Genomic DNA, 20,024 nt, shown 5'->3' with positions numbered 1-20,024 from the left:
GCAACGCCCTGCCGGCCCGGCGGTTGCCGGGCAGCGGTTGCCAGACATGACAGACGAGTTGCCGGACAGAATGTGCGAAAATTCGCCCCCCGAACGCACCGGATGTCCGGCAACCGCGGGGCGATGTCCGGCAACCGGCGCAGGGGCCCACAACCTGGCGCAGGCCGAGGTGTCGAGGACCAACGGCCCAGGACGCGGGAACCCGGGGCCAGCGGCGCGGGACCCCGGGGGCCAGCGGCGCGCGGCCGCTACTCCGCCGAGGCCTACTTCGCCGCGGCCTTCTTCTTGGCCGGGGCCTTCTTCTTGGCTGGGGCCTTCTTCGCGGGGGTCTTCTTGGCCAGAGCCTTGGCCCGCCGCTCGGACAGCAGCTCGGAGGCCCGCGCGTCGGTGAGCGTCTCCACGGTGTCGCCCTTGCGCAGGGAGGCGTTGGACTCGCCGTCGGTCACATACGGGCCGAAGCGGCCGTCCTTGACCAGCATCTGCTTCCCGGAGACCTCGTCGACCCCCATCTCACGCAGTGCCTTGGGCGCGGCCTGGCGACCACGACGCTTGGGCTCGGAGTAGATCTTCAGCGCCTCGTCGAGGGTCACCGAGAACACGGCCTCCTCCGACTCGAGCGTGCGCGAGTCGGTGCCCTTCTTCAGGTACGGGCCGTAGCGGCCGAGCTGCGCCGTGATCTCGTCGCCGTTTGCCGGGTCCACGCCCACGACGCGCGGCAGCGACAGCAGCTTGAGCGCGTCCTCCAGCGTGACCGTGGCCGGCTCCATGGACTGCATGAGCGAGCCCGTGCGCGGCTTGGGCCCGGTCGGGCTCTCGGCGTCCTTCTTGGCCTTGCGGGTGACCGCGGATTTGGACTTGGTGGCCGCCTTCTTGATCTCGGCGATCTCGTCGTCGTTCTTCGCGGCGGCGATGGCGGCCTCGCGCTCGGCGTCGATCCGCTTCTTCTCGGCGTCGGCCTCGGCGAGCACCCTCTTGGCCCACTCGGCCTTCTCCGCATCGGTGGCCTCGGGGAGCTTCTCGGTCACGTACGGGCCGTAGCGTCCGTCCTTGACCACGATCTCGTGCCCGGTCGCCGGGTCGACGCCCAGCGGACGACCGTCCTGCGGGGTGGCGAAGAGTTTCTCGGCCACCTCGAGGGTGAGCTCGTCGGGGCTCATGCCCTCGGGCAGGTTCGCGCGCTGCGACTCCTCGGTGCCGCCCTCGCCGGCGACCATGCGCTCGAGGTACGGGCCGTAGCGGCCGACCCGCACGTGGACGGGCCGCCCCTCCGAGTCGTCGAAGACGCGGATCGAGTTGATGCTGCGGGCGTCGATGGCCTCGAGGTTCACGTCGACCAGGTTCTTGAGACCCACCGCGTAGTTCGCGTCGTCGCCTCCGCCCGCGCCCGGGCCGGAGCCCTCGCCGACGCCGAAGTAGAAGCGCCGCAGCCAGTCGTCACGGTTCTCGCGACCCTCGGCGATCGCGTCCAGCTCGTCCTCCATCAGCGAGGTGAAGTCGTAGTCCACGAGCCGGCCGAAGTTCTGCTCGAGCAGGCCGACCACCGCGAACGCGACCCAGCTGGGTACGAGCGCGTTACCCCGCGAATACACGTAGCCGCGGTCCTGGATGGTGCGGATGATGCTGGCGTAGGTCGACGGGCGTCCGATGCCCATCTCCTCCATCGCCTTGACGAGGCTGGCCTCGTTGTAGCGCGACGGCGGGCTGGTGGTGTGCCCGTCAGCGACCAGGTCGGAACCGGTGAGGTGCTGCCCCTCGTCGAGGCGGGGCAGGCGCCGCTCGGCGTCGTCGGCCATCTGCTTGTCCGAAGCGGTCTCGTCGGTGGACTCGACATAGGCCTTGAGGAAACCGGGGAACGTGATGGTGCGACCCGACGCGGCGAAGGTGGCGTCGCTGTAGCCGGAATCGTTGGCGCCGGCCCGGCCGGTGATCCGGATGCTGACGGTGGTGCCGCGCGCGTCGGCCATCTGGGAGGCGACGGTGCGCTGCCAGATCAGCTCGTAGAGGCGGTACTCCTCGGCGTCGAGATCGCTGTGCAGCTGACCGGGCGTGGCGAACGACTCTCCGGCGGGGCGGATGGCCTCGTGCGCCTCCTGCGAGTTCTTGACCTTGCGCGTGTACTGGCGCGGCGTGGGCGAGACGTATTCGCTGCCGTAGAGCTCCGTCGCCTGCGCGCGAGCGGCGGCGATGCCGCCCTCGGACAGGGTGGTGGAGTCTGTTCGCATGTAGGTGATGTAGCCGTTCTCGTACAGCCGCTGCGCGATGCGCATCGTCCGCTCGGAGGTGTAGCGGAGCTTGCGGCCGGCCTCCTGCTGGAGCGTGGAGGTCATGAACGGCGCGTAGGGGCGCCGTGTGTAGGGCTTGGACTCCACGGAGTCGACGACGAAGTCGGCACCCTCGAGCGCCCCGGCCAACGCCCGCGCGGCCTTCTCTCCGAGCACGACCGAGTCCTTGGCCGCGCCGGTCGCCTTGAGCCGACCGTCCTGGCCGAAGTCGCGGCCCTGCGCCACCCGTGCGCCGTCGACGGCGGAGAGACGCGCGGCGAAGCTGCGCGGCTCGCCGGCGTCTCCCCCGCCAGATCCCTGCATGGCGAGCGAGGCGGTGATGTCCCAGTAGTCGGCGGCGATGAACGCCATGCGTTCCCGCTCGCGCTCGACGATCACGCGGGTCGCCACCGACTGCACGCGGCCGGCGGACAGTCGCGGCATGACCTTCTTCCACAGCACCGGCGAGACCTCGTAGCCGTAGAGGCGGTCGAGGATGCGGCGGGTCTCCTGGGCGTCGACCAGGTCGGTGTCGAGCTCGCGGGTGTTCTCGGCGGCGGCGAGGATCGCGGGCTTGGTGATCTCGTGGAACACCATCCGCTTGACCGGGACCTTGGGTTTGAGGACCTCGAGCAGGTGCCAGGCGATCGCCTCGCCCTCACGGTCGGGGTCTGTCGCGAGCAGCAGCTGGTCGACCCCGGCGAGCTCCTTCTTGAGCTCGGCGACCTTCTTCTTCTTGTCGGCGCTGACCACGTAGATGGGCTCGAAGTCGTGGTCCGGGTTCACGCCCAGTCGCGCCCACGGCTCCTTCTTGTACTTGGCCGGGATGTCCGCGGCACCCTTGGGCAGGTCGCGGATGTGACCGACGGAGGCCTCGACCACGTAGTCGGACCCCAGGTACGGCTGGATCTTCCGGGCCTTGGTGGCGGACTCGACGATCACCAGGCTCCGCTTGCCGCCCGATGCTGCCTGCTTGCTCGCCACTGAACTGCTCCCAACCTGCGCTGATTCATCGACGACGCGCGCCACCGACCGCTGGTCCCGGTCACGGTACGCGCGCCGGGGCCTTCCTATAGAAATTCATACCAGGCTATCGACGCGCGGCGAGAAACCCGAACCTGCCCGTCGGGAGCCCCTGCCCCCGTTCGGCGGGTTCGCCCGGCCCACCGATGTGAGCCGGCCCCTTGCTCATGTGCCTTATATATGGACCTCATCACGAGCCCTCCGGGACGACGACGGCGACGCCGCGGTTGTCGTCGTCGTCATCCCCGTTACCGTCCGGCCCGCCGTCGCCGTTCCCGCTGCCTCACACCCGTCGGGGTTCACACCCACGGCGCCGGCTCCGGCGCCGGCACCGGTGTGTCCAGGTAGAGCCCCTCCGGGACCTCCCCGGTGCGCAGATAGTCCACGACCACTGCATCGACCCGGAGGTTCCCGGTGTCGAAGTGACAGTGCACCGTACCCCTGATCCGGACCAGCGTGCCTCCGGTGGCCGCAGCGGTGGTCGGTCCGAACATGCCGGGGGTGTTGGGATCGTGGTCGGCCTGCAGGATCAGTGGCGGCGCGGCCATCTCGTTGGCGACGATGCGGGGCGGCACGGTCGACGGCGGGTACAGGCAGTACTGGGTCTGCTCCTCCAGCGCCCACGAGTCCTCTCGCGTACTGCCCACGGAGTCGCTGCTTCCCAGCAACGCCCCCGCCAACGGGGTCCCCGACGGAGGCGCGGTCTCGTTGCAGTTGAGGATCGTCAAGTACGTCTGACTGTCAGAGGTCATTACCGGGACCGGAAGGCCCTCGACGATCTGCTCCTCCAACTCGTCCGGGGTCGGCGGGTCGGTCAGTGTGCCGTGGATCTTGGCCGAGATGGTCCACGCGATATCGGACCACACCGACGGGTTCCTGCTGTGCGCGTCCAACACGGTGAAGTATCCCTTCGCCCCTTCCACGTCCTGGTCGAACGCTCCGGACGAGGCCGCCGCCGCATTGTCGAGCCGGGCCGACCCGGTGGTCAACGCATCGGCCGATCCGGCGGTGAAGGGCTCGGCCGAGGCTCCCGCCGATCCGCCGGACAGCGACCCCAACACCTCGTCGCCGGGCTGCGCCGGCGGGGGCAGGAACCGTGCGGCGGCCCGTCCCTCCGTCAGGTCCAGCTCGTGGATGCGGCGGTAGACCTTCAGCGGAGTGTCGCCGAGGTCGTACGTGGCGTCGTTCTGTGCGATCCACCCGAGAACGTAGTCGCGAGCCTGGTGGCGGTTCTCGGCCTGGTGGCGGTGGAAGTCGTACCACCACGTCTCGGTGGGGCCGACCGAGGAGTCGAGGAGCATCCGCTCGATGCTCTCCGGGAACAGCGTCTGGTACATCATCCCGATCGCGGTGCCGTACGAGTATCCGAAGTAGGTGATGCGACCCAGACCCATGGCCTGGCGCACGTGTTCGTGGTCCCGGACGAGATTCTCCGTGGTGATCGAGGAGACGAGCTCGGGGTCGGCGTCCATGCACGTCTTGGCCGCCGCGACCGCGCTGAGCTCCTCCGCCCGGTCGGGCGCACACTCGAGCGAGCCGGCCCCCTCGAGCCCGCGTGGCTGCACCACCACCAGATCGTGGTTCCGCCGGATGGTGTCCATCGGCGAGTCCTGGGCCGCGTCTATAGCGGAGTGCCAGAGGGTCCGCGCATCGGCGCCCGGTCCGCCGGGGTTGCCGAAGACGGTTCCGGTCCGGTCTCCGGCGGCGGTGATCCGGCGGATTTCCACGTCGACCTTGCGGCCGCCGGGGTCAGAGTGATCGAGGGGGATCGGGACTGTGGCGCAGAGGACGTCGGCGCGGGGCATCCCGTGGGACTCGTCCTCCGGGGAACTGGCCGGGCACGCAGCCCAGGTGAGGGTGTCGATGCCGGTCGCCGCGGTTGCGACCACGGGGGCGTCCGCCGCGGTCGGGGTCGCCCCCGCGGCGGGAACCGCAAGTGGCAGGAGGAAGGTGGTGAGGGAGGTGGTGGCGACGGCGACGACGAGGCCGGCCGACGCTCTTCGAAGGACTGAGGGCATAGTGACAAGTCTCTCATTCCTGCTGCGCAACGACGGCGAATCCCCCAGCCCGACCCCCGTGAAGTGGCTCCGTGTAGACAGACCGGTCTACACTCGTGAGGAGCAGCCACGAATGCGAACTGCAACCTGTTACAGTTCTGCGGAATCTGACGTGGCCGAGAGGCGCGCCGAAACCGGCGTACCGTCGGTGGTTGAACGGCACATCCGTTCAGCCCGATCATCACGACTCAACGGAGGTCAGCAGCGGTGGGCAATGTGTCCAAGACCAGGCTGGACAAGGTGGTCATCCGTATCGCGGGCGACTCGGGTGACGGCATGCAGCTCGCTGGTGACCAATTCACCTCCGAAGCGGCGGCGTTCGGCAACGACCTGGCGACCCAGCCGAACTACCCGGCCGAGATCCGCGCCCCGCAGGGCACGATCCACGGTGTCTCCAGCTTCCAGATCCAGATCGCGGACTACGACATCCTCACCGCCGGTGACCGTCCCGACGTCCTGGTGGCAATGAACCCGGCCGCGCTCAAGGCGAACATCGCCGACCTGCCCTCGGGCGGGATCCTCATCGTCAACTCGGATGAGTTCACCAAGCGCAACCTCACCAAGGTCGGCTACGAGTCCAACCCGCTCGGCTCGCCGGCGTTCGAGGCCTTCCAGGTCCATGAGGTCGCCATGAGCACGCTGACCATCGGCGCGGTCGAGTCGGTCGACCTGGGCAAGAAGGACGCCGAGCGCTGCAAGAACATGTTCGCGCTGGGCCTTCTGACCTGGATGTACGGGCGTACGGTTGAGTCGATCGAGAAGTTCCTCCAGGACAAGTTCGGTCGCAAGCCGGCCATCCTCGAGGCCAACATCCTCGCGCTGCGCGCGGGCTGGAACTACGGCGAGACCACCGAGGCCTTCGCCTCGGAGTACGAGATCAAGCCCGCCCAGCTGCCCGCCGGCCGCTACCGTCAGATCACCGGCAACACCGCCCTGGCCTACGGCCTGGTCACCGCCGGGCAGTCCGCCGAGATGCCGGTGTTCCTGGGCACCTACCCCATCACCCCGGCCTCGGACATCCTGCACGAGCTGAGCAAGCTCAAGCAGTTCGACGTGACGACCTTCCAGGCCGAGGACGAGATCGCCGGTATCGCCGCGGCGCTCGGTGCGTCCTACGGTGGCTCGCTGGGTGTCACCTCGACGTCCGGCCCGGGCCTGGCCCTGAAATCCGAGGCCATCGGCCTGGCCGTGATGACCGAGCTGCCGCTGGTGATCATCGACGTCCAGCGTGGCGGCCCGTCGACGGGTCTGCCCACCAAGACCGAGCAGTCCGACCTGCTTCAGGCGCTGTTCGGCCGCAACGGTGAGTCGCCGGTCGCGGTGGTCGCGCCGCAGTCGCCGGCCGACTGCTTCGACGCCGCTCGTGAGGCCGCGCGGATCGCTGTCACCTACCGCACCCCGGTCATCCTGCTCTCGGACGGCGCGATCGCCAACGGCTCCGAGCCGTGGCTGCTGCCCGAGGTCGAGGCCCTGCCCAGGATCGACAAGAACCTGGCCACCGTGCCCGAGGGCGAGGATGCTATCGAGTACCTGCCCTACGCCCGTGATCCGGAGACGCTGGCCCGAGACTGGGCCGTGCCCGGTACTCCGGGTCTGGAGCACCGCATCGGTGGTCTGGAGAAGGCCAACGGCAGCGGCAACATCTCCTACACCGGGGACAACCACGCACTGATGACCCGCATCCGCGCCCTGAAGATCGCGCTGATCGAGGTGCCGGACCTGGAGGTCGACGACCCCTCCGGGGAGGCCGACGTGTTGGTCATCGGCTGGGGGTCGTCGTACGGCCCGATCGGCGAGGCCGTGCGCCGCGCCCGCGCCAACGGCCACCGCGTGGCCCGCGCCCACGTCCGGCATCTCAACCCGCTGCCGGCCAACATCGGCGAGGTCCTCGGCGAGTACCGCCGCGTCCTGGTTCCGGAGATGAATCTCGGACAGCTGTCGATGCTGCTCAAGGCCCGTTTCCCGGCACAGATCCAGCCCATCACCAAGGTGCAGGGCATGGCCTTCTCGGCCGAGGAGCTGCAGAACGCAATCGAGGCCGAGTTCGCCGGACGTCTCACCCACGCCGAGCACGACAAGTACCGGCTGGCCCTGGACGGCGTCGTCACCACCACCGGCGAGCCCGCCGCGCGCAACCGCCGGATCGGCACCACCGCCACGGGCACCACCACCGCCAACCGCGCCCGCTGACATCACGAGCGAGGAGAGGATCACCCATGACCAGTACAGATTCCGGACTCGTCGGCACCGCGCTGCCGCTGGACGCGTTGGCGCATGTGCCCACCACCGATGAGCCGCAGAAGCCCAAGGACTACACCTCCGACCAGGAGGTGCGCTGGTGCCCCGGCTGTGGAGACTACGTCATCCTGGCCACCATCCGTTCCCTGCTGCCCAAGCTGGGCCTCAAGCGGGAGAACATCACCTTCATCTCCGGCATCGGTTGCTCGAGCCGCTTCCCGTACTACCTCGACACCTACGGCATGCACTCGATCCACGGCCGCGCCCCGGCCATCGCCACCGGACTCGCCACCACGCGCGAGGACCAGTCGGTGTGGGTCGTCACCGGAGACGGCGATGCCATGTCGATCGGCGGCAACCACCTCATCCACACCCTGCGCCGCAACGTCAACCTCAACATCCTGCTGTTCAACAACCGGATCTACGGGCTGACCAAGGGCCAGTACTCGCCCACCTCCGAAACCGGCAAGATCACCAAGTCCAGCCCCATGGGCTCCCTGGACCACCCGTTCAACACGCTGTCGCTGGCACTGGGCGCCGAGGGCTCCTTCGTGGCCCGCGCCCTGGACTCGGACCGCAAGGGCCTGACCGAGGTCCTCGAGGCCGCCGCCCACCACCGCGGCACCAGCTTCGTGGAGATCATGCAGGACTGCCCCATCTTCAACGACGGCTCCTTCGACATCCTCCGCAAGGAGAACGCCGCCGACCACCTCATTCCCGTGCACCACGGTGAGAAGATCATCTTCGGCGACGAGGGACAACACTGCGTCGTGCGCAACGGATTCTCCCTGAAGGTCGCGGCCACCGCGGACGTCGACGAGGCCGACATCATCGTCCACGACGCCCACACCGACGACCCCGCCTACGCCCACGCACTGGCCAACCTGTCCAGCCAGGACCTGCAGTACACGGTCATGGGCATCATCCGCCAGGTCCACCGCCCCACCTACGACGACCAGGCCCGCGCCCAGGTCGCCACCGCCAAACAGACCGCCCCCGGCGACCTCCAGGCACTCCTGGACGGCTCCAACACCTGGACCGTCGCCTGACCCGAGCCCCGGCCGGGCGGGCCTACCCGGTTGCAAGACAACGCCCTCCGGTTGCAAGGCATCTCGTGCGAACCTGACCCTGTATTGCGCACCGGAGGTCTTGCAACTGCGGGGCGGTGTCTTGCAACCCGCCGCGGCAAGGCGCGGGGCGGCGCTGGGTGGCGAGGCGCGGGGTGGTGCTGGGTGGTGCTGGGTGGCGCTGGGTGGGCGGAGCGAGCGGTGCTTTTCAGACCCGGTCCGTTGCCGTCCCCGCAATCCGCCCGCGGGCGTCCCAGGTGCGCTCGACCACCTCGGCCGTTCCGTGCTGGTCGATCCGGATCGCGGTGGTCGACCGTGTGCCGTACCACCTGCCCACGCGGACGAATCGCGAGGAAAGCCGCCACTCCTGAGCCAGCGGCACGCCGGTTCGCGGAAGACGGTGGAGCGGGGCTCTGCGGCGGTCGGCGAGCAGGTCGAGGAGCGGGGTGGACCAGTCGGGGTGGGAGACGGCGTCGTCGGCGACGTAGCGCTGCACGTCGATTGCCGCCCCGGTGACCTTCGGCCACGGCGTGTCCAGCGCGGCGTTGGACAGGCCGTGCACCTGCTCCCCCAGTCGCTCGGGTCCGCGACGGGACCGGTTGGACGCCCACCACAGCTCGTCGGGATCCCCGGCCAACAGGTTGACCCCCGCGTACCGGTCGAGGTCCGGGGCGATGTGGCGCACATAATCGGCAGTCGGTACCGGCCCGGCGAGCGCGTCGACGGGGAGTTCGCCGCGTGAGGCATCGGACGGCGGCGGCGTGCCCGGCTCGCGGAAGTTGGTCACCGCCGAGAAAAGCCCACCGGGGGCCAGAGACAGCCAGGTCCCGCCGGCCGTGACATCCCGCCCGGCCACGATGCCTGCGGTCCCCTCGCGCTCGGCGGTCCACTCGTGCAGCGGCTCGGTGGGCCGGTCGAGGACCTCGTCGCGGTTGGCCACGACGATGAGGGGATATCGGGGATGCACCCGACGCGCCACGACGAGCATGCACATACGAACAGACGCTACCCGGGCCAGCACCCCTCGGGGACCTCGGCGGGCGCCGCCCCGAGGTTCTGGGCCAGCCGCGCGCGGGCCCGCGCGGTCCCCAGCCTGAGCATCGGCCCGCCGCCCTTCGAACCGATGTATGTCGACCGGATACCGACGCGGTCCAGCGACTCCCCCAGGGCGGCCCGCCGCGGGGCGTGCTGTTCCGGGCCGGCATCGATCCCCAGCTCGACGACGCCGCCCGGGGTGATCCGGCCCGCGGTCAGAAACCAGACGCGCAGCGCACCCGCTGAAGGGGTCCACCCCGCCGGGACTGCTGAGACCGCGCCCCGCCGCCACCGCCGCACGACCGGGACCAACGCCGCTGATCGCCCCGTGGAGACTGTGCACCGCCCGTCCCGGTCCGCCTCCGAGCGAACCGGGTCGAGACCAGCCTCGGCAAGCAGCGCCATCAGCGCATCCGCCCGCCACGGCGCATCGAGGGCCACCGACACCTGTGCCAGGGCGTCGGTGAGCGTCGACTGGCCCCGGGCGGCCAGCGCACCCTCCAGATCCGCGGGCTCCGGGACGTGGGAGTCCGCGGCGAAGAACGACAGCTGCGTCACGCGCCTGAGCCTACGGCCGCCCTCCGACACGAGGCGAGGCCCCCACCGCGTCCGCGGTGGGGGCCTCGCCCAGATCGACCGGGATGGTCAGAGCGCGCGGACCGCCTGCGCCTGAGGACCCTTCTGGCCCTCACCGACCTCGAACTCGACCTGCTGGTTCTCCTCGAGCGACTTGAAGCCGCTGCCTTCGATGGAGGAGTAGTGGACGAAGAGGTCGGCGGAACCGTCCTCGGGGGCGATGAACCCGTAGCCCTTCTCCGCGTTGAACCACTTGACGGTGCCCTGTGCCATGTTTACTGCATTCCTTTTCCGTACTGCCAGATGCGACTCGCGGGATGGCCACGCGCGTCGGGCCGGCGCCCCCACCCCGGAATCCGAGGTGGATGAGACGGCCGCGTCCAGTAGATCACGAGAGCGTCCGTGGGAGAACCGATCTCTGCAGGTCGCTCCTGGATAAGGAAAGTTCATCGCCGGTTCGCGCCCACGCCACCACCCGGCGCGCCCCCGCTTCCCTCTACGGTCAAGGGGTGACGACGTACGGACGTGAACTCCTGGGGCATCTGCTCGACCAGCTGCCCGCCGACTCGTCCCCGCTCACCCACGCCGTGGACCTGCCCGCCCGCGAGGCCCGCCACGCCGACTGGCCGCGGTGGGCGCACCCGGGGCTGGTCGACGAGTTGACTGGCCGCGGCGTGGACCGCCCGTGGGCCCACCAGGTTGCCACCGCCGACCACGCCCATGCCGGCCGCGACGTGGTGGTGGCCACCGGCACGGCGTCGGGCAAGTCGCTGGGCTACCAACTGCCCGCGCTCAGCGCACTGGCAGCGGACCGCAACGCGTGCGTGCTGTACCTGTCCCCCACCAAGGCGCTGGGCCAGGACCAGCTGTCGTCCGTGATCTCGCTGGTCGACGCGGTCCCCGACCTCGCCCACGTAGCCCCCGCCTCCTACGACGGCGACACCCCGACCGATGCCCGGCCGTGGATCCGCGAGAACTCGCGGTGGATCGTCACCAATCCGGACATGCTGCATCTCTCGGTGCTCGGCCGCGCCCGCCAGTGGACGCGCATCCTGCGGGGGCTGCGCTTCGTCGTCGTCGACGAATGTCACTCCTACCGCGGCGTGTTCGGCTCCAACGTGGCCCTCGTCCTGCGCCGGCTCGACCGCCTCGCCCGCGCCCTGGGCGCCGATCCCACCTTCGTCCTGGCCTCGGCCACCACCTCCGACGCCGCGGCCGCGGCGAGCACCCTCACCGGCCGCGACTGCGTCGAGGTCACCGACGACGCCTCGCCGCAGGGCGGCCGCACCGTCGCGCTGTGGGAGCCACCCCTGATGGAGGGGCTCACCGGGGAGAACGGCGCCCCGGTGCGGCGGCCGGCGCCGGTGGAGTCGTCGACGCTCATGGCCTCACTCGTCGCGGAAGGCGCGCGGACACTGACGTTCGTACGCTCCCGGGCGGGCGCCGAGTCCACCGCCCTGCGTGCCCGCGAGAAGCTCGCCACGGACCACGGCGCGCGCGGACGCGAGCTCGCCGGGCGGATCGCCGCCTATCGCGCCGGGTACCTGGCCGACGACCGCCGCCGTCTCGAACGAGACCTGGCGGAGGGCGCGCTGGTGGGGGTGGCGTCGACGTCGGCGCTCGAGCTTGGCGTGGACATCTCCGGGCTCGACGCCGTGGTCAGCGCCGGATTCCCCGGCACGATCGCCTCGTTCTGGCAGCAGGCCGGCCGTGCGGGACGCCGTGGCCAGGGCGCGCTGGTACTGCTCGTCGCACGCGACGACCCGCTCGACACCTACCTCGTGCACCACCCCGAGGCGCTGCTCGGGCGCCCCGTGGAGGCGACGGTCACCGATCCGCGTAACCCGGTGCTGTTGGCGGGCCAGTTGCGGTGCGCGGTGAGTGAGCGACCGATGTCGCACGCCGAGGCCGCCGCGTGGGGCGCGACGGAGGTACTGGAGGCGCTTGCCGACGACAACCTGGTCAGACGCCGGCCGGCAGGGTGGTATCCCGCCGCCGACGACCACGCTCCGCATGCCGAGGTCGACATCCGCGGGACCGGCGGGGCGGAGGTCATGATCGTGGACACCCTGGACGGGCGGATGCTCGGCACCATCGACTCGGTCCGGGCCCGCTCTCAGGTCCACCCGGGGGCGCTGTACCTGCACCAGGGCGAGTCGTTCGTGGTGGACGAACTGGATCTCGACGACGGGCTGGCCCTGTGCCGCCCGGAGGAGCCGGAGTGGACCACGTCAGCGCGGGAGCAGGTGACCATCGATCTGATCGAAACACTCGAGTCGGTCCCGGCCGGGCCGGTGACGCTGTCGTTTGCCGACGTCGAGGTCACGACCCGCGTGACCGGTTACCAACGACGGTTGCGTGGTGGGGAGATCCTCGACGTGACCCCGCTCGACCTGCCGGAGACGACGCTGGCCACGCGCGCGGTGGTCTACACCGTCACCCCCCAGTTGCTCCGGGTCGCGGGGCTGGAGGAAGCGGACTGGCCGGGCGCGCTGCACGCTGCCGAGCACGCGGCGATCGGGCTGCTGCCGTTGGTCGCGACGTGCGACCGCTGGGACATCGGCGGGGTGTCGACCGCCCTGCACCCGGACACCGGCCTGCCGACGGTCTTCGTCTACGACGGCTACGCGGGCGGGGCCGGCTTCGCCGAACGCGGGTTCCGGCGCGCCGAGGCGTGGCTGCGAGCGACACTCGAGGCGATCCGCGCGTGCGAGTGCGAGTCCGGCTGCCCGTCGTGCATCCAATCCCCCAAATGCGGCAACGGCAACGATCCGCTCTCCAAGCCGGGCGCGATCGCGCTCCTGGCGGAGGTGGTGGGGCAGTTGACTGAGGTCGGTGCCGCGTAGTCGGTGGTGTCGGATTGTGCGACGACGACAACGGTGGTGGCGGGCCCATCTACCGATCCGTGCGGCCGAATCCCGTCCGCGCACAACGCTAGTGGCACGGCAGCGCAACGATCTGCGGCGACCCACCAGGAAAGACGACCGGAGTTCGCTGAAGGTCAACTGCGCGTCTAGCCGCGGACTCCCGTCGCCAGGCCTATGGTCAAGCTGTGTCCCCGACCCAAATTGGCACCGGCAGCGGGGATGCCCGCGGAGACGAGACCCGCGAGAACAGCACCCGCATCCTTGTATGGATGACCCTGCTCGCGGTGCTCGCCGGTGTCCTCGCAGGGGCTGCTGGTGGCACCTTCCGTTGGCTACTCGTTCAGGCCAACCAGTTCCGATTAGACGTCGTGACCTGGTCTCACGACCTCGGCGGCGCCGGATGGCTCATCCCGGTAGCGATGTCGGCGGCCGCTGCGGTGTTGGCCGGACTCCTCGCCACGAAAGTCCCGCTTGCTGCGGGCAGTGGCATCCAGCATGTCGAGGCCGTCCAGAGGGGCGAGGCCGAGGCCGCGCCGCTCAGTGTCCTGCCCGCGCGCTTTGTCGGCGGGCTCCTCTCCATAGGGCTCGGTGGCATGGTGCTCGGCAGAGAAGGTCCGACCGTGCACATGGGCGCCACTATCGGCGCGTGGTGCGGAAAGGCCGCCCGGGCCACCGTCGACGAGATCCAGACCATGCAGTCGGCGCTGGCGGGCGCCGGACTCGCCGTCGCGTTTAACGCCCCGATCGCCGGGACTCTGTTCTGTCTGGAGGAGATCACCCACAAGATCAGAGTTCGATACGTTGTGTGGACCATGGCGTCGGTGGCGGTCGCGGTGATGACCAGCCGACTCATCCTCGGCGACCGCGCGGACTTCCACGTACCGGCGATCGCGGAGCCCGCCTTCTCGAAGCTTCCGATTTTCGCGATCTTCGGCGTGGTCGTCGCACTCTTCGGAGTGCTATACAACCGTCTCATCCTCGTGCTCCTAGCCTGGTTCGACGAGCTGCACCGTATTCCGCCACTGCTCAAGATCGGTGTGATCGGAGCACTGATCGGTGTGGCCCTGACTGTCGACGCCACCCTCGTCGGCGGTGGCGACGACCTGACCCAGGCACTGTTGACCGGCCAGCAGTTGACCCTTGTCGGCGTTGCCGTGATCGTGGTGGTTCGCTTCATCGCCGGCCCGCTCTCCTATGCCGCCGGTACTCCGGGCGGGTTGTTCGCGCCGATGCTCGCACTCGGTGCGCTGTTCGGACTGGTCGCAGGACACATCGTCGACCTGATCTCCCCCGGGGTGGGAACCGAACTCGCGCCGGCTCTCATGCTCGTCGGCATGGCCACGATGTTCACCTCTGTCGTGCGTGCTCCGTTGACCGGCGCGATCCTGGTGATGGAGATGTGTGCCTCGACCGCGGTCGCGGTTCCGCTGCTCGCCGCCAGCGTGACCGCGGTGATCGTTCCACAGTTGCTCGGCTCGCGTCCGGTCTACGACCTCCTCCGCGAGCGGATGCTCAACGTGCGCCCCCACATCCCACCGACGTCGTCTGAGCGCTGAGGCCCCGAGCCGCCCGGCGGTCCGCGCTCACGGTGGAGCGGCCGGGAATCAGACCGGCCCAGCCCGGGCCACCGCCGACGCCGTCCGTGTTCCCAACAGCCCGAGGTCGACCGGCACTTCCACGCGCGTCACCACGTCATCACCGTCGATCGTGCACACCGCCAGTCCCGCCCCGTTGGCGACAGCAATTCCGGAGGCCACCCCACACGCGTCCTCGCCCTCTCGAAGGGCATGTGCCGCGGCGAGCGCGGCCAGGTCCGCGGCCGACCGGGCGGAATGCGCAGCCACCGCAGCCCGCCCGATCAGCAGCACCGCCACGGCCAGAGCCAGGATCGCCGCCACGGCGAAAGCTGTGGCGACGGTCATGGCGCCGGTGTCGTCGTCGGCCCTCCCCCACCCCGGCCGCCACGGCCCCGGTCCCGGGCCCACGGGGGCCGTCATCCCGTAGCTCCGGGCTCGACGCGCGCGACCGCCCGGGCGCGGAGTTCCACACCCGGCAGTCCCCGCGCCGGCGCCACCACCACGGCGGTGACGTGGGTGCCGCCGGCTTCCACGGTGACGTCGGCCTCCGGAGCGGCGGCCCGACCGGCCGACCGGCCCGGTCCCGCGCCAGAGGTCGCGGCGACCCGCGCGGCCTCGCGGGCGGCATCGACCACCCGGAGCTGGGTCGCCGCCGCGCCGGCCCCCGCGGCGGCGACCGACAGCACCGTGATCAGAGATGCGATGCCCAGGGCCGCCTCGACCGTCACCGACCCGGCATCCCGGTTCGCCGCCACGCGGAGCCGACGCGACACGGTCACACCGAGGTGTTGAGGGCCTGCTCGATGATCCCGCCGAGAGCGTCGGGGATCGAGTCGCCGCTGACCACCGTGTAGAGCACCGCGCCGAACGCCGCGGCGGCGATCGTCCCCACCGCGTACTCCACCGTGCTCATGCCTGCCTCGGCGCTGGTGGCGCCGGCGAACCGTCGTCGGAGCATCGCGCGGGCACAGGCCAGTCGCGAGCCGGTGATCACGGGATTCTGAGGGGCGGGCTCGGGATCGGGCTCGGTCTCGGGCCCGGGGTCGAGCGAAGCATCAGTCGGCTCGCCCATAGCCGCGGGTTGGGCTTCGGCCGGGGGTTCGACGGGCGAGGCGGCCCCGGTGGCGGGCCGGCCGGCGATTCCGGTGGTGCAGTTGATGGTCATCAGCGTTCTCCTTCTTTCGTGACCGGGGCGGCGTCTCCGCCCCGGAATCCGTGGGGCCGGGTCGGGGGTCATATCCCGATCCCCGGCAACATCCCGTCGGCCAGGCCGACCACGACAGGTAGGACTCCCAGGCAGACGAAGGCGGGCAGGAAGCACAGTCCGAGCGGGCCGGCCACCAGAACGGAAGCGCGCTCGGCCCGGGCGGTGGCGGCGGCGTCGGCCTCGGCGCGCATGCGAACGGCGGTGTGCTCCAGGGCGGCTTTCACCGATCCGCCCCCGTCGGTGGCGCGGACCAGCACCGCCTTGAGTGGAGCGAGGTGCTCGACGCCCGGCACGTCGTGCCAGGCCTCCTCCGGCGTGGCGCCGAGCCGCAGCCGGGCGCCAGCGGTGCGCAGCGGCGACGCCAAGTCCGGCCGGCTATCGGCGACAGCGTCGGCCACGGCGGCCAGCGCGTCGGGAGCGGGGAGCCCGGCGGTCAGGGCGGCGCGGAGCAGGTCCACGACCTGGGCGAGCACGTCCGGGTCGGGGCCGGCGCGCCCGCGCAGGAACCGGGCGGCCGGCAGCCTCAGCAGGGCGCGCCGCAGGGCAGAACCCGGGTCGCCTCCCGGCGCTTCCTCCCCTCGGCCTGGCCGATCACCGGCACGGTGGTCCACCGAGGGCGCGCCACGGCGTCCGGCCGGCGGGTGCAGCCTGTCGAGTCTGCCGACGGCGGCCCCGCGCCATGGAGCCACGCACACCGCGGTGGCGAGCAGCAGGAACGCGAGAGTCATCGGGCCGCCCCTCCCGCGATCCGGTCGGTCCACAGCAGGCCCGCGGACAGGAACATCGCGCCGGCCAGGCAGAGGGCCCCGCCGAGCACTCCGTCCACCAGCACGCCGAGTGGGTCGGCGCCGAACCCGGAGCCGAGCAGTACCCCGAACAGCGGCAGGCAGGTGAGGATGACCGCGGTGGCCCTGGGGCCGGCGAGCGTGGCGTCGACCCGGAGCGCCCGCTCGCGCCGGGATGCGACATCGGACCGCAGGCCGTCCACGACGTCCGCCAGCACGACCCCGTGGCGGGTCGCCAGCAGCCAGGCCCCGGCCAGCTCCGCCGCGATCCGCTCGGCTATCGACCGCTGGTCCCGGCCTCCGGGCCCGGGATTCCCTTGTGTCGAACCACCGGCACTGTCGACTCTCCCGGCCCGGAACGCCGCCGACACCTCCCCGCCCAGGTCCGCGTGCGCGGAGGCCGCGGTGAGCACCGCTGCGACCTCCACATCCGCGGAGACAGCGGCCTCTGCGGCCCGGCGCAGCGCGGCCCCCGGTCCGGCTCCCGCCCGCAGCGCGGAGGACGCCTCGTCCAGGGCCCGCTCCCAGCCCGCGAACGCAGCGAGCACCCCACGTCGCTGCCCGGCCCGCCGCCGGAGGTCGACTCCCGTGGCAGCGAGGATCGCAGCAGCGCACGCGTGCAGTGGCCCACCGATGAGCAGGGCCGCGACCGCCGCAGCGGCGGGGAGTACCACCGAGACCGGCAGGCGCTGGACGACGCGCCACAGCTCCGGCGCGCCCGGCATCGCCGCCGGATCCGGATCAGCAGCAAGCCTCCGGAGGCGCACCGTCGCCGCGCCGGCCGGCCAGACGAGCAGCGCCGCCGCCAGCAGGAGTGCCCCGCCGGTCACCGGTCGCGCTCCTCGAGCAGGTCGGCCAGCACCTCGCGGCCGGGGACGTCGCCGCCGTCGGCCCGCCACGCCGGGTCCACCACGATCCCGTGCGACTCGCGACGCACCACCCCGATCGAATCGACACCCCGCCGCCCGTCGGGCCGTCGCCGCATCCCCACCACGACCCGCAACGACGCCGCGACCTGCGCGGACAACGCGGCGCGGTCCAGCCCGCCGAGCGCCCCCAACGCCTCGAGGCGCGCCGGCAACTCGGTGGGTGAGTTGGCGTGGACGGTGCCCGCACTGCCGTCGTGTCCGGTGTTGAGCGCGGCCAGCAGGTCCGCGACCTCGCCGCCGCGCACCTCCCCCACCGCGATCCGGTCGGGACGCATCCGCAGCGCCTGCCGGACCAGGTCCGACATCGCCACCTCGCCCGCGCCCTCGACATTGCCGTGCCGGACGACCAGTCTCACCACATGTGGGTGTGCGGGCCGCAGCTCCGGGGAATCCTCCACGCACAGCAGACGCTCGCCCGCCGGGACCAGCCCGAGCAGCGCGGCCAGCATCGTCGTCTTCCCAGAGCCGGTGCCGCCCACCACCAGGTAACCGATACGCGCGGCGACGAGCCCACGCAGCAGCGCTTCCGCCTCGGCGGTCACGGTCCCGGAGGACACGAGTCGGTCGAACGTCGCCTCCGCCGGCCTCGACACCCGTAGAGAAAGACAGGTGCCGTCGACGGCCACCGGCGGCAGCACCGCGTGCAGACGCCACGCGATCCCGTCCCGCGAGCGCACCACCCCGTCGGCCCAGGGCCGGGCGTCGTCGAGCCGCTGGCCCGCCCGCCCGGCCAACCGCACCGCGAGCGCCCGCAGCTCGGCCTCCGTCGGCACCACCACGTCGGTCTCCTCCAGCCCTCGCCCACGGTCCACCAGCGCGGGGCCGGGCCCGTCGACCACCACGTCGGTGACGCCCGGCTGCGCCAGCAGTGCCTCGAGTGGTCCCGCACCGGCGAGGTGTTCGCGCACGAGCCGCGCGGTCCGCAGCAGGTCGAGGTGCCCGTGCAGCACCCCGGATTCGGCGCGGACGGCACGCACCACCTCGTCCGGTTCCGGCTCCACCCCCAGTCCCGCCAACCGCGCCCGCACCCGGTCCACGAGATCGACCGGCACCCCCGCGGCCTCGACGTCATCGGTGCGCATCGGGGCCCGCCTCGTCGAGTAGCGCGTCCGCGAGCACCCCGAGTCGCCGTACTCCGCCGGCCCGGCCCCGGTCCAGCGCGGCGATCAGCCCTCCCGATCCCGCCGCCCGTCGAACCCCGCGGATCTCCGGCAACACATGCCACCGCGCCGCGCCCGCGAAGCCCGCCACGTCCGCCGCGTGCAGCGGGTCGCCGCGGCCGGTGCGCACGACCACAACAGCGTCGGACGCCCTGCGCACCGCCCTGCCGGCCGCCACCGCGCCCGGGAGATCCGCCCTGGTGACGACGACGACATCGTCACCGACCCCCACAGGCGTGCTGTCGCTCAGCACGCCCGCATCGCTCACCACCAGCCCACCGGCATCCCGGTGGGAGCGCATGGCCCCGGCGCCGCCATCGGGGGCAAGAGCCCTGACAGCCATCGCGTCGGCCGTGCGAGATCGCGCGAGCAACCCGAGTCCGGAGCGCGCTTTGGGGACGGCGGCCCACAGGGCTTCCGGGTCGGGGCCGCCGAGGTCCGCCCGCACGTCCTGCAGGCGCAGGCCGGGCTCGTCCTCGACGCCCAGCAGCAAGTCGAGCCCGGTGCCGCACGGGTCCGTCTCGACCAGCAGCGTTCGCCGCCTCGGCGATGCCCGGATCGCGAGGGCTGCCGCCACAGTGCTGGTCCCGCAGCCTCCGACCGCGCCGAGTACGACCAACCGACTCCCAGCCCGGCCCGTTACCGGCGTCATGAGGAGCGCGACCAGATCGCCGGTCCCCGACGGGAGCCGGATCACCTCGTGGCCGGTCTCGTCGTCGTCGACCCCGGCTCGGTCCTGTGCGACCCGCACGCGGCGCGTCCAACTCTCCCGGGAGCCGGACAGGCCGCCTGTCTGGTCGACTCCGGCGGCGCGGTCGCCGCCTCCGTCACGATCGGTCACCACCAGGTCCACGGACTGGTCCTCGCCGGGCGCGGCGTCCACGGCGAGAGCCGCCAGGATCGCCCGGACGTCGGCGTCCAGGTCCGGATCGTCCACAGCCACTCCCACCCGGGTGACCCTCGCGGCACCGGCGGCGTAGCGCGTTGACCTGCCGTCGTCATGCCATCCGGGACGGCCGACGTCGGCGGCGCGGCGGGTGGTGCTCGCAGTCGTGTTCACGAGGCTCAGCATGTCCCACGACCGCGGTCGCGAACCTCGCCCGACCGGCCATTTCGCCGCCGCCTGTGGAGGGGGACGCGCCTGTGGAATGCCGTCGGAAGGCGGCCCGGGCCGGCGCGTATATCGAGCCCGTGCACAGGCCAGCGGGTGCCGATGGGGCTGAGGGGGGCCGACGGCCGAAA

At 71.4% G+C, this 20,024-nt stretch carries 16 protein-coding genes; 4 read left to right on the top strand and 12 right to left on the bottom strand.

Annotated features, from left to right (window positions below):
* Positions 1 to 263 precede the first annotated feature (263 nt).
* Positions 264 to 3,245, bottom strand: coding sequence for a type I DNA topoisomerase (topA, locus tag K3888_RS08740; protein ID WP_230929870.1), 2,982 nt, complete (start codon positions 3,243 to 3,245; stop codon positions 264 to 266).
* 338 nt (positions 3,246 to 3,583) lie between these two features.
* Positions 3,584 to 5,302, bottom strand: coding sequence for an alpha/beta fold hydrolase (locus K3888_RS08735; protein WP_230929869.1), 1,719 nt, complete (start codon positions 5,300 to 5,302; stop codon positions 3,584 to 3,586).
* Between the two features lie 246 nt (positions 5,303 to 5,548).
* On the opposite strand from K3888_RS08735, the gene K3888_RS08730 reads away from it, so the two are divergent.
* Positions 5,549 to 7,531 carry a 2-oxoacid:acceptor oxidoreductase subunit alpha gene (locus K3888_RS08730; RefSeq protein WP_308281944.1) on the top strand — a complete coding sequence of 661 codons (1,983 nt, stop codon included), beginning with the start codon at positions 5,549 to 5,551 and terminating at the stop codon, positions 7,529 to 7,531.
* 26 nt (positions 7,532 to 7,557) lie between these two features.
* On the top strand, positions 7,558 to 8,628 hold the full coding sequence (locus K3888_RS08725; protein ID WP_230929868.1) for a 2-oxoacid:ferredoxin oxidoreductase subunit beta: 1,071 nt from the start codon (positions 7,558 to 7,560) through the stop codon (positions 8,626 to 8,628).
* Between the two features lie 226 nt (positions 8,629 to 8,854).
* Here the strand turns inward: K3888_RS08725 and K3888_RS08720 are convergent, their stop codons facing one another.
* The 3 genes from K3888_RS08720 to K3888_RS08710 form a co-directional block, all read right to left on the bottom strand.
* The gene (locus tag K3888_RS08720) at positions 8,855 to 9,640 is read right to left on the bottom strand and encodes an NRDE family protein (RefSeq protein ID WP_230929867.1); all 786 of its coding nucleotides are present in this window, start codon (positions 9,638 to 9,640) and stop codon (positions 8,855 to 8,857) included.
* Between the two features lie 11 nt (positions 9,641 to 9,651).
* Positions 9,652 to 10,239, bottom strand: coding sequence for a hypothetical protein (locus K3888_RS08715; protein WP_230929866.1), 588 nt, complete (start codon positions 10,237 to 10,239; stop codon positions 9,652 to 9,654).
* Positions 10,240 to 10,326: 87 nt separating this feature from the next.
* Positions 10,327 to 10,530: a cold-shock protein gene (locus tag K3888_RS08710; RefSeq protein ID WP_230929865.1), complete on the bottom strand. Its 204-nt coding sequence runs from the start codon at positions 10,528 to 10,530 to the stop codon at positions 10,327 to 10,329.
* Positions 10,531 to 10,766: 236 nt separating this feature from the next.
* Here K3888_RS08710 and sftH point away from each other — a divergent pair, with 236 nt between their 5' ends.
* Together sftH and K3888_RS08700 are read left to right on the top strand one after the other, a co-directional pair.
* The gene (sftH, locus tag K3888_RS08705; protein ID WP_230929864.1) at positions 10,767 to 13,103 is read left to right on the top strand and encodes a DEAD/DEAH box helicase; all 2,337 of its coding nucleotides are present in this window, start codon (positions 10,767 to 10,769) and stop codon (positions 13,101 to 13,103) included.
* A 290-nt stretch (positions 13,104 to 13,393) separates the two neighbouring features.
* Complete coding sequence (locus K3888_RS08700; protein ID WP_230929946.1) at positions 13,394 to 14,680, top strand: chloride channel protein; 1,287 nt, start codon at positions 13,394 to 13,396, stop codon at positions 14,678 to 14,680.
* Between the two features lie 48 nt (positions 14,681 to 14,728).
* Here K3888_RS08700 and K3888_RS08695 read toward each other — a convergent pair whose 3' ends face one another.
* From K3888_RS08695 to K3888_RS08665, 7 genes are all read right to left on the bottom strand, one after another.
* A complete protein-coding gene (locus tag K3888_RS08695) occupies positions 14,729 to 15,121 on the bottom strand; it encodes an Rv3654c family TadE-like protein (RefSeq protein ID WP_372459551.1) in 393 nt (130 codons plus the stop codon).
* Entirely contained in the window at positions 15,118 to 15,474 is a 357-nt protein-coding gene (locus K3888_RS08690; protein WP_230929863.1) for a TadE family type IV pilus minor pilin, read from the bottom strand. Before K3888_RS08690 ends, K3888_RS08695 begins: the two co-directional genes overlap by 4 nt.
* Before the next feature lie 2 nt (positions 15,475 to 15,476).
* Positions 15,477 to 15,659 (bottom strand): DUF4244 domain-containing protein, encoded by a 183-nt coding sequence (locus tag K3888_RS08685; protein WP_230929944.1) that lies wholly within the window; start codon positions 15,657 to 15,659, stop codon positions 15,477 to 15,479.
* Between the two features lie 275 nt (positions 15,660 to 15,934).
* Complete coding sequence (locus K3888_RS08680) at positions 15,935 to 16,636, bottom strand: type II secretion system F family protein (RefSeq protein WP_230929862.1); 702 nt, start codon at positions 16,634 to 16,636, stop codon at positions 15,935 to 15,937.
* Positions 16,633 to 17,523, bottom strand: a complete 891-nt coding sequence (locus K3888_RS08675; RefSeq protein ID WP_230929861.1) for a type II secretion system F family protein — start codon at positions 17,521 to 17,523, stop codon at positions 16,633 to 16,635. The genes K3888_RS08680 and K3888_RS08675 overlap by 4 nt, the downstream gene beginning before the upstream one ends.
* Positions 17,520 to 18,704 (bottom strand): TadA family conjugal transfer-associated ATPase, encoded by a 1,185-nt coding sequence (locus tag K3888_RS08670; RefSeq protein ID WP_230929860.1) that lies wholly within the window; start codon positions 18,702 to 18,704, stop codon positions 17,520 to 17,522. Before K3888_RS08670 ends, K3888_RS08675 begins: the two co-directional genes overlap by 4 nt.
* Entirely contained in the window at positions 18,691 to 19,842 is a 1,152-nt protein-coding gene (locus tag K3888_RS08665; RefSeq protein WP_230929859.1) for a CpaE-like family protein, read from the bottom strand. The genes K3888_RS08670 and K3888_RS08665 overlap by 14 nt, the downstream gene beginning before the upstream one ends.
* Between the last annotated feature and the right edge of the window lie 182 nt (positions 19,843 to 20,024).

Origin of the sequence: Dietzia aurantiaca, assembly GCF_021033825.1 — a bacterium.
GTDB lineage: Bacteria > Actinomycetota > Actinomycetes > Mycobacteriales > Mycobacteriaceae > Dietzia > Dietzia aurantiaca.
Note: the sequence above shows the minus strand (reverse complement) of the source record. Positions and strands in the feature narration are given on the sequence as shown.

Coding starts and splice junctions, on each gene's coding strand:
- K3888_RS08695 (WP_372459551.1), bottom strand. CDS start 15,121: ATGACGGCCCCCGTGGGCCCGGGACCGGGGCCGTGGCGGCCGGGGTGG.
- K3888_RS08670 (WP_230929860.1), bottom strand. CDS start 18,704: ATGCGCACCGATGACGTCGAGGCCGCGGGGGTGCCGGTCGATCTCGTG.
- K3888_RS08725 (WP_230929868.1), top strand. CDS start 7,558: ATGACCAGTACAGATTCCGGACTCGTCGGCACCGCGCTGCCGCTGGAC.
- K3888_RS08685 (WP_230929944.1), bottom strand. CDS start 15,659: ATGCTCCGACGACGGTTCGCCGGCGCCACCAGCGCCGAGGCAGGCATG.
- K3888_RS08735 (WP_230929869.1), bottom strand. CDS start 5,302: ATGCCCTCAGTCCTTCGAAGAGCGTCGGCCGGCCTCGTCGTCGCCGTC.
- K3888_RS08720 (WP_230929867.1), bottom strand. CDS start 9,640: ATGTGCATGCTCGTCGTGGCGCGTCGGGTGCATCCCCGATATCCCCTC.
- K3888_RS08700 (WP_230929946.1), top strand. CDS start 13,394: ATGACCCTGCTCGCGGTGCTCGCCGGTGTCCTCGCAGGGGCTGCTGGT.
- K3888_RS08710 (WP_230929865.1), bottom strand. CDS start 10,530: ATGGCACAGGGCACCGTCAAGTGGTTCAACGCGGAGAAGGGCTACGGG.
- K3888_RS08680 (WP_230929862.1), bottom strand. CDS start 16,636: ATGACTCTCGCGTTCCTGCTGCTCGCCACCGCGGTGTGCGTGGCTCCA.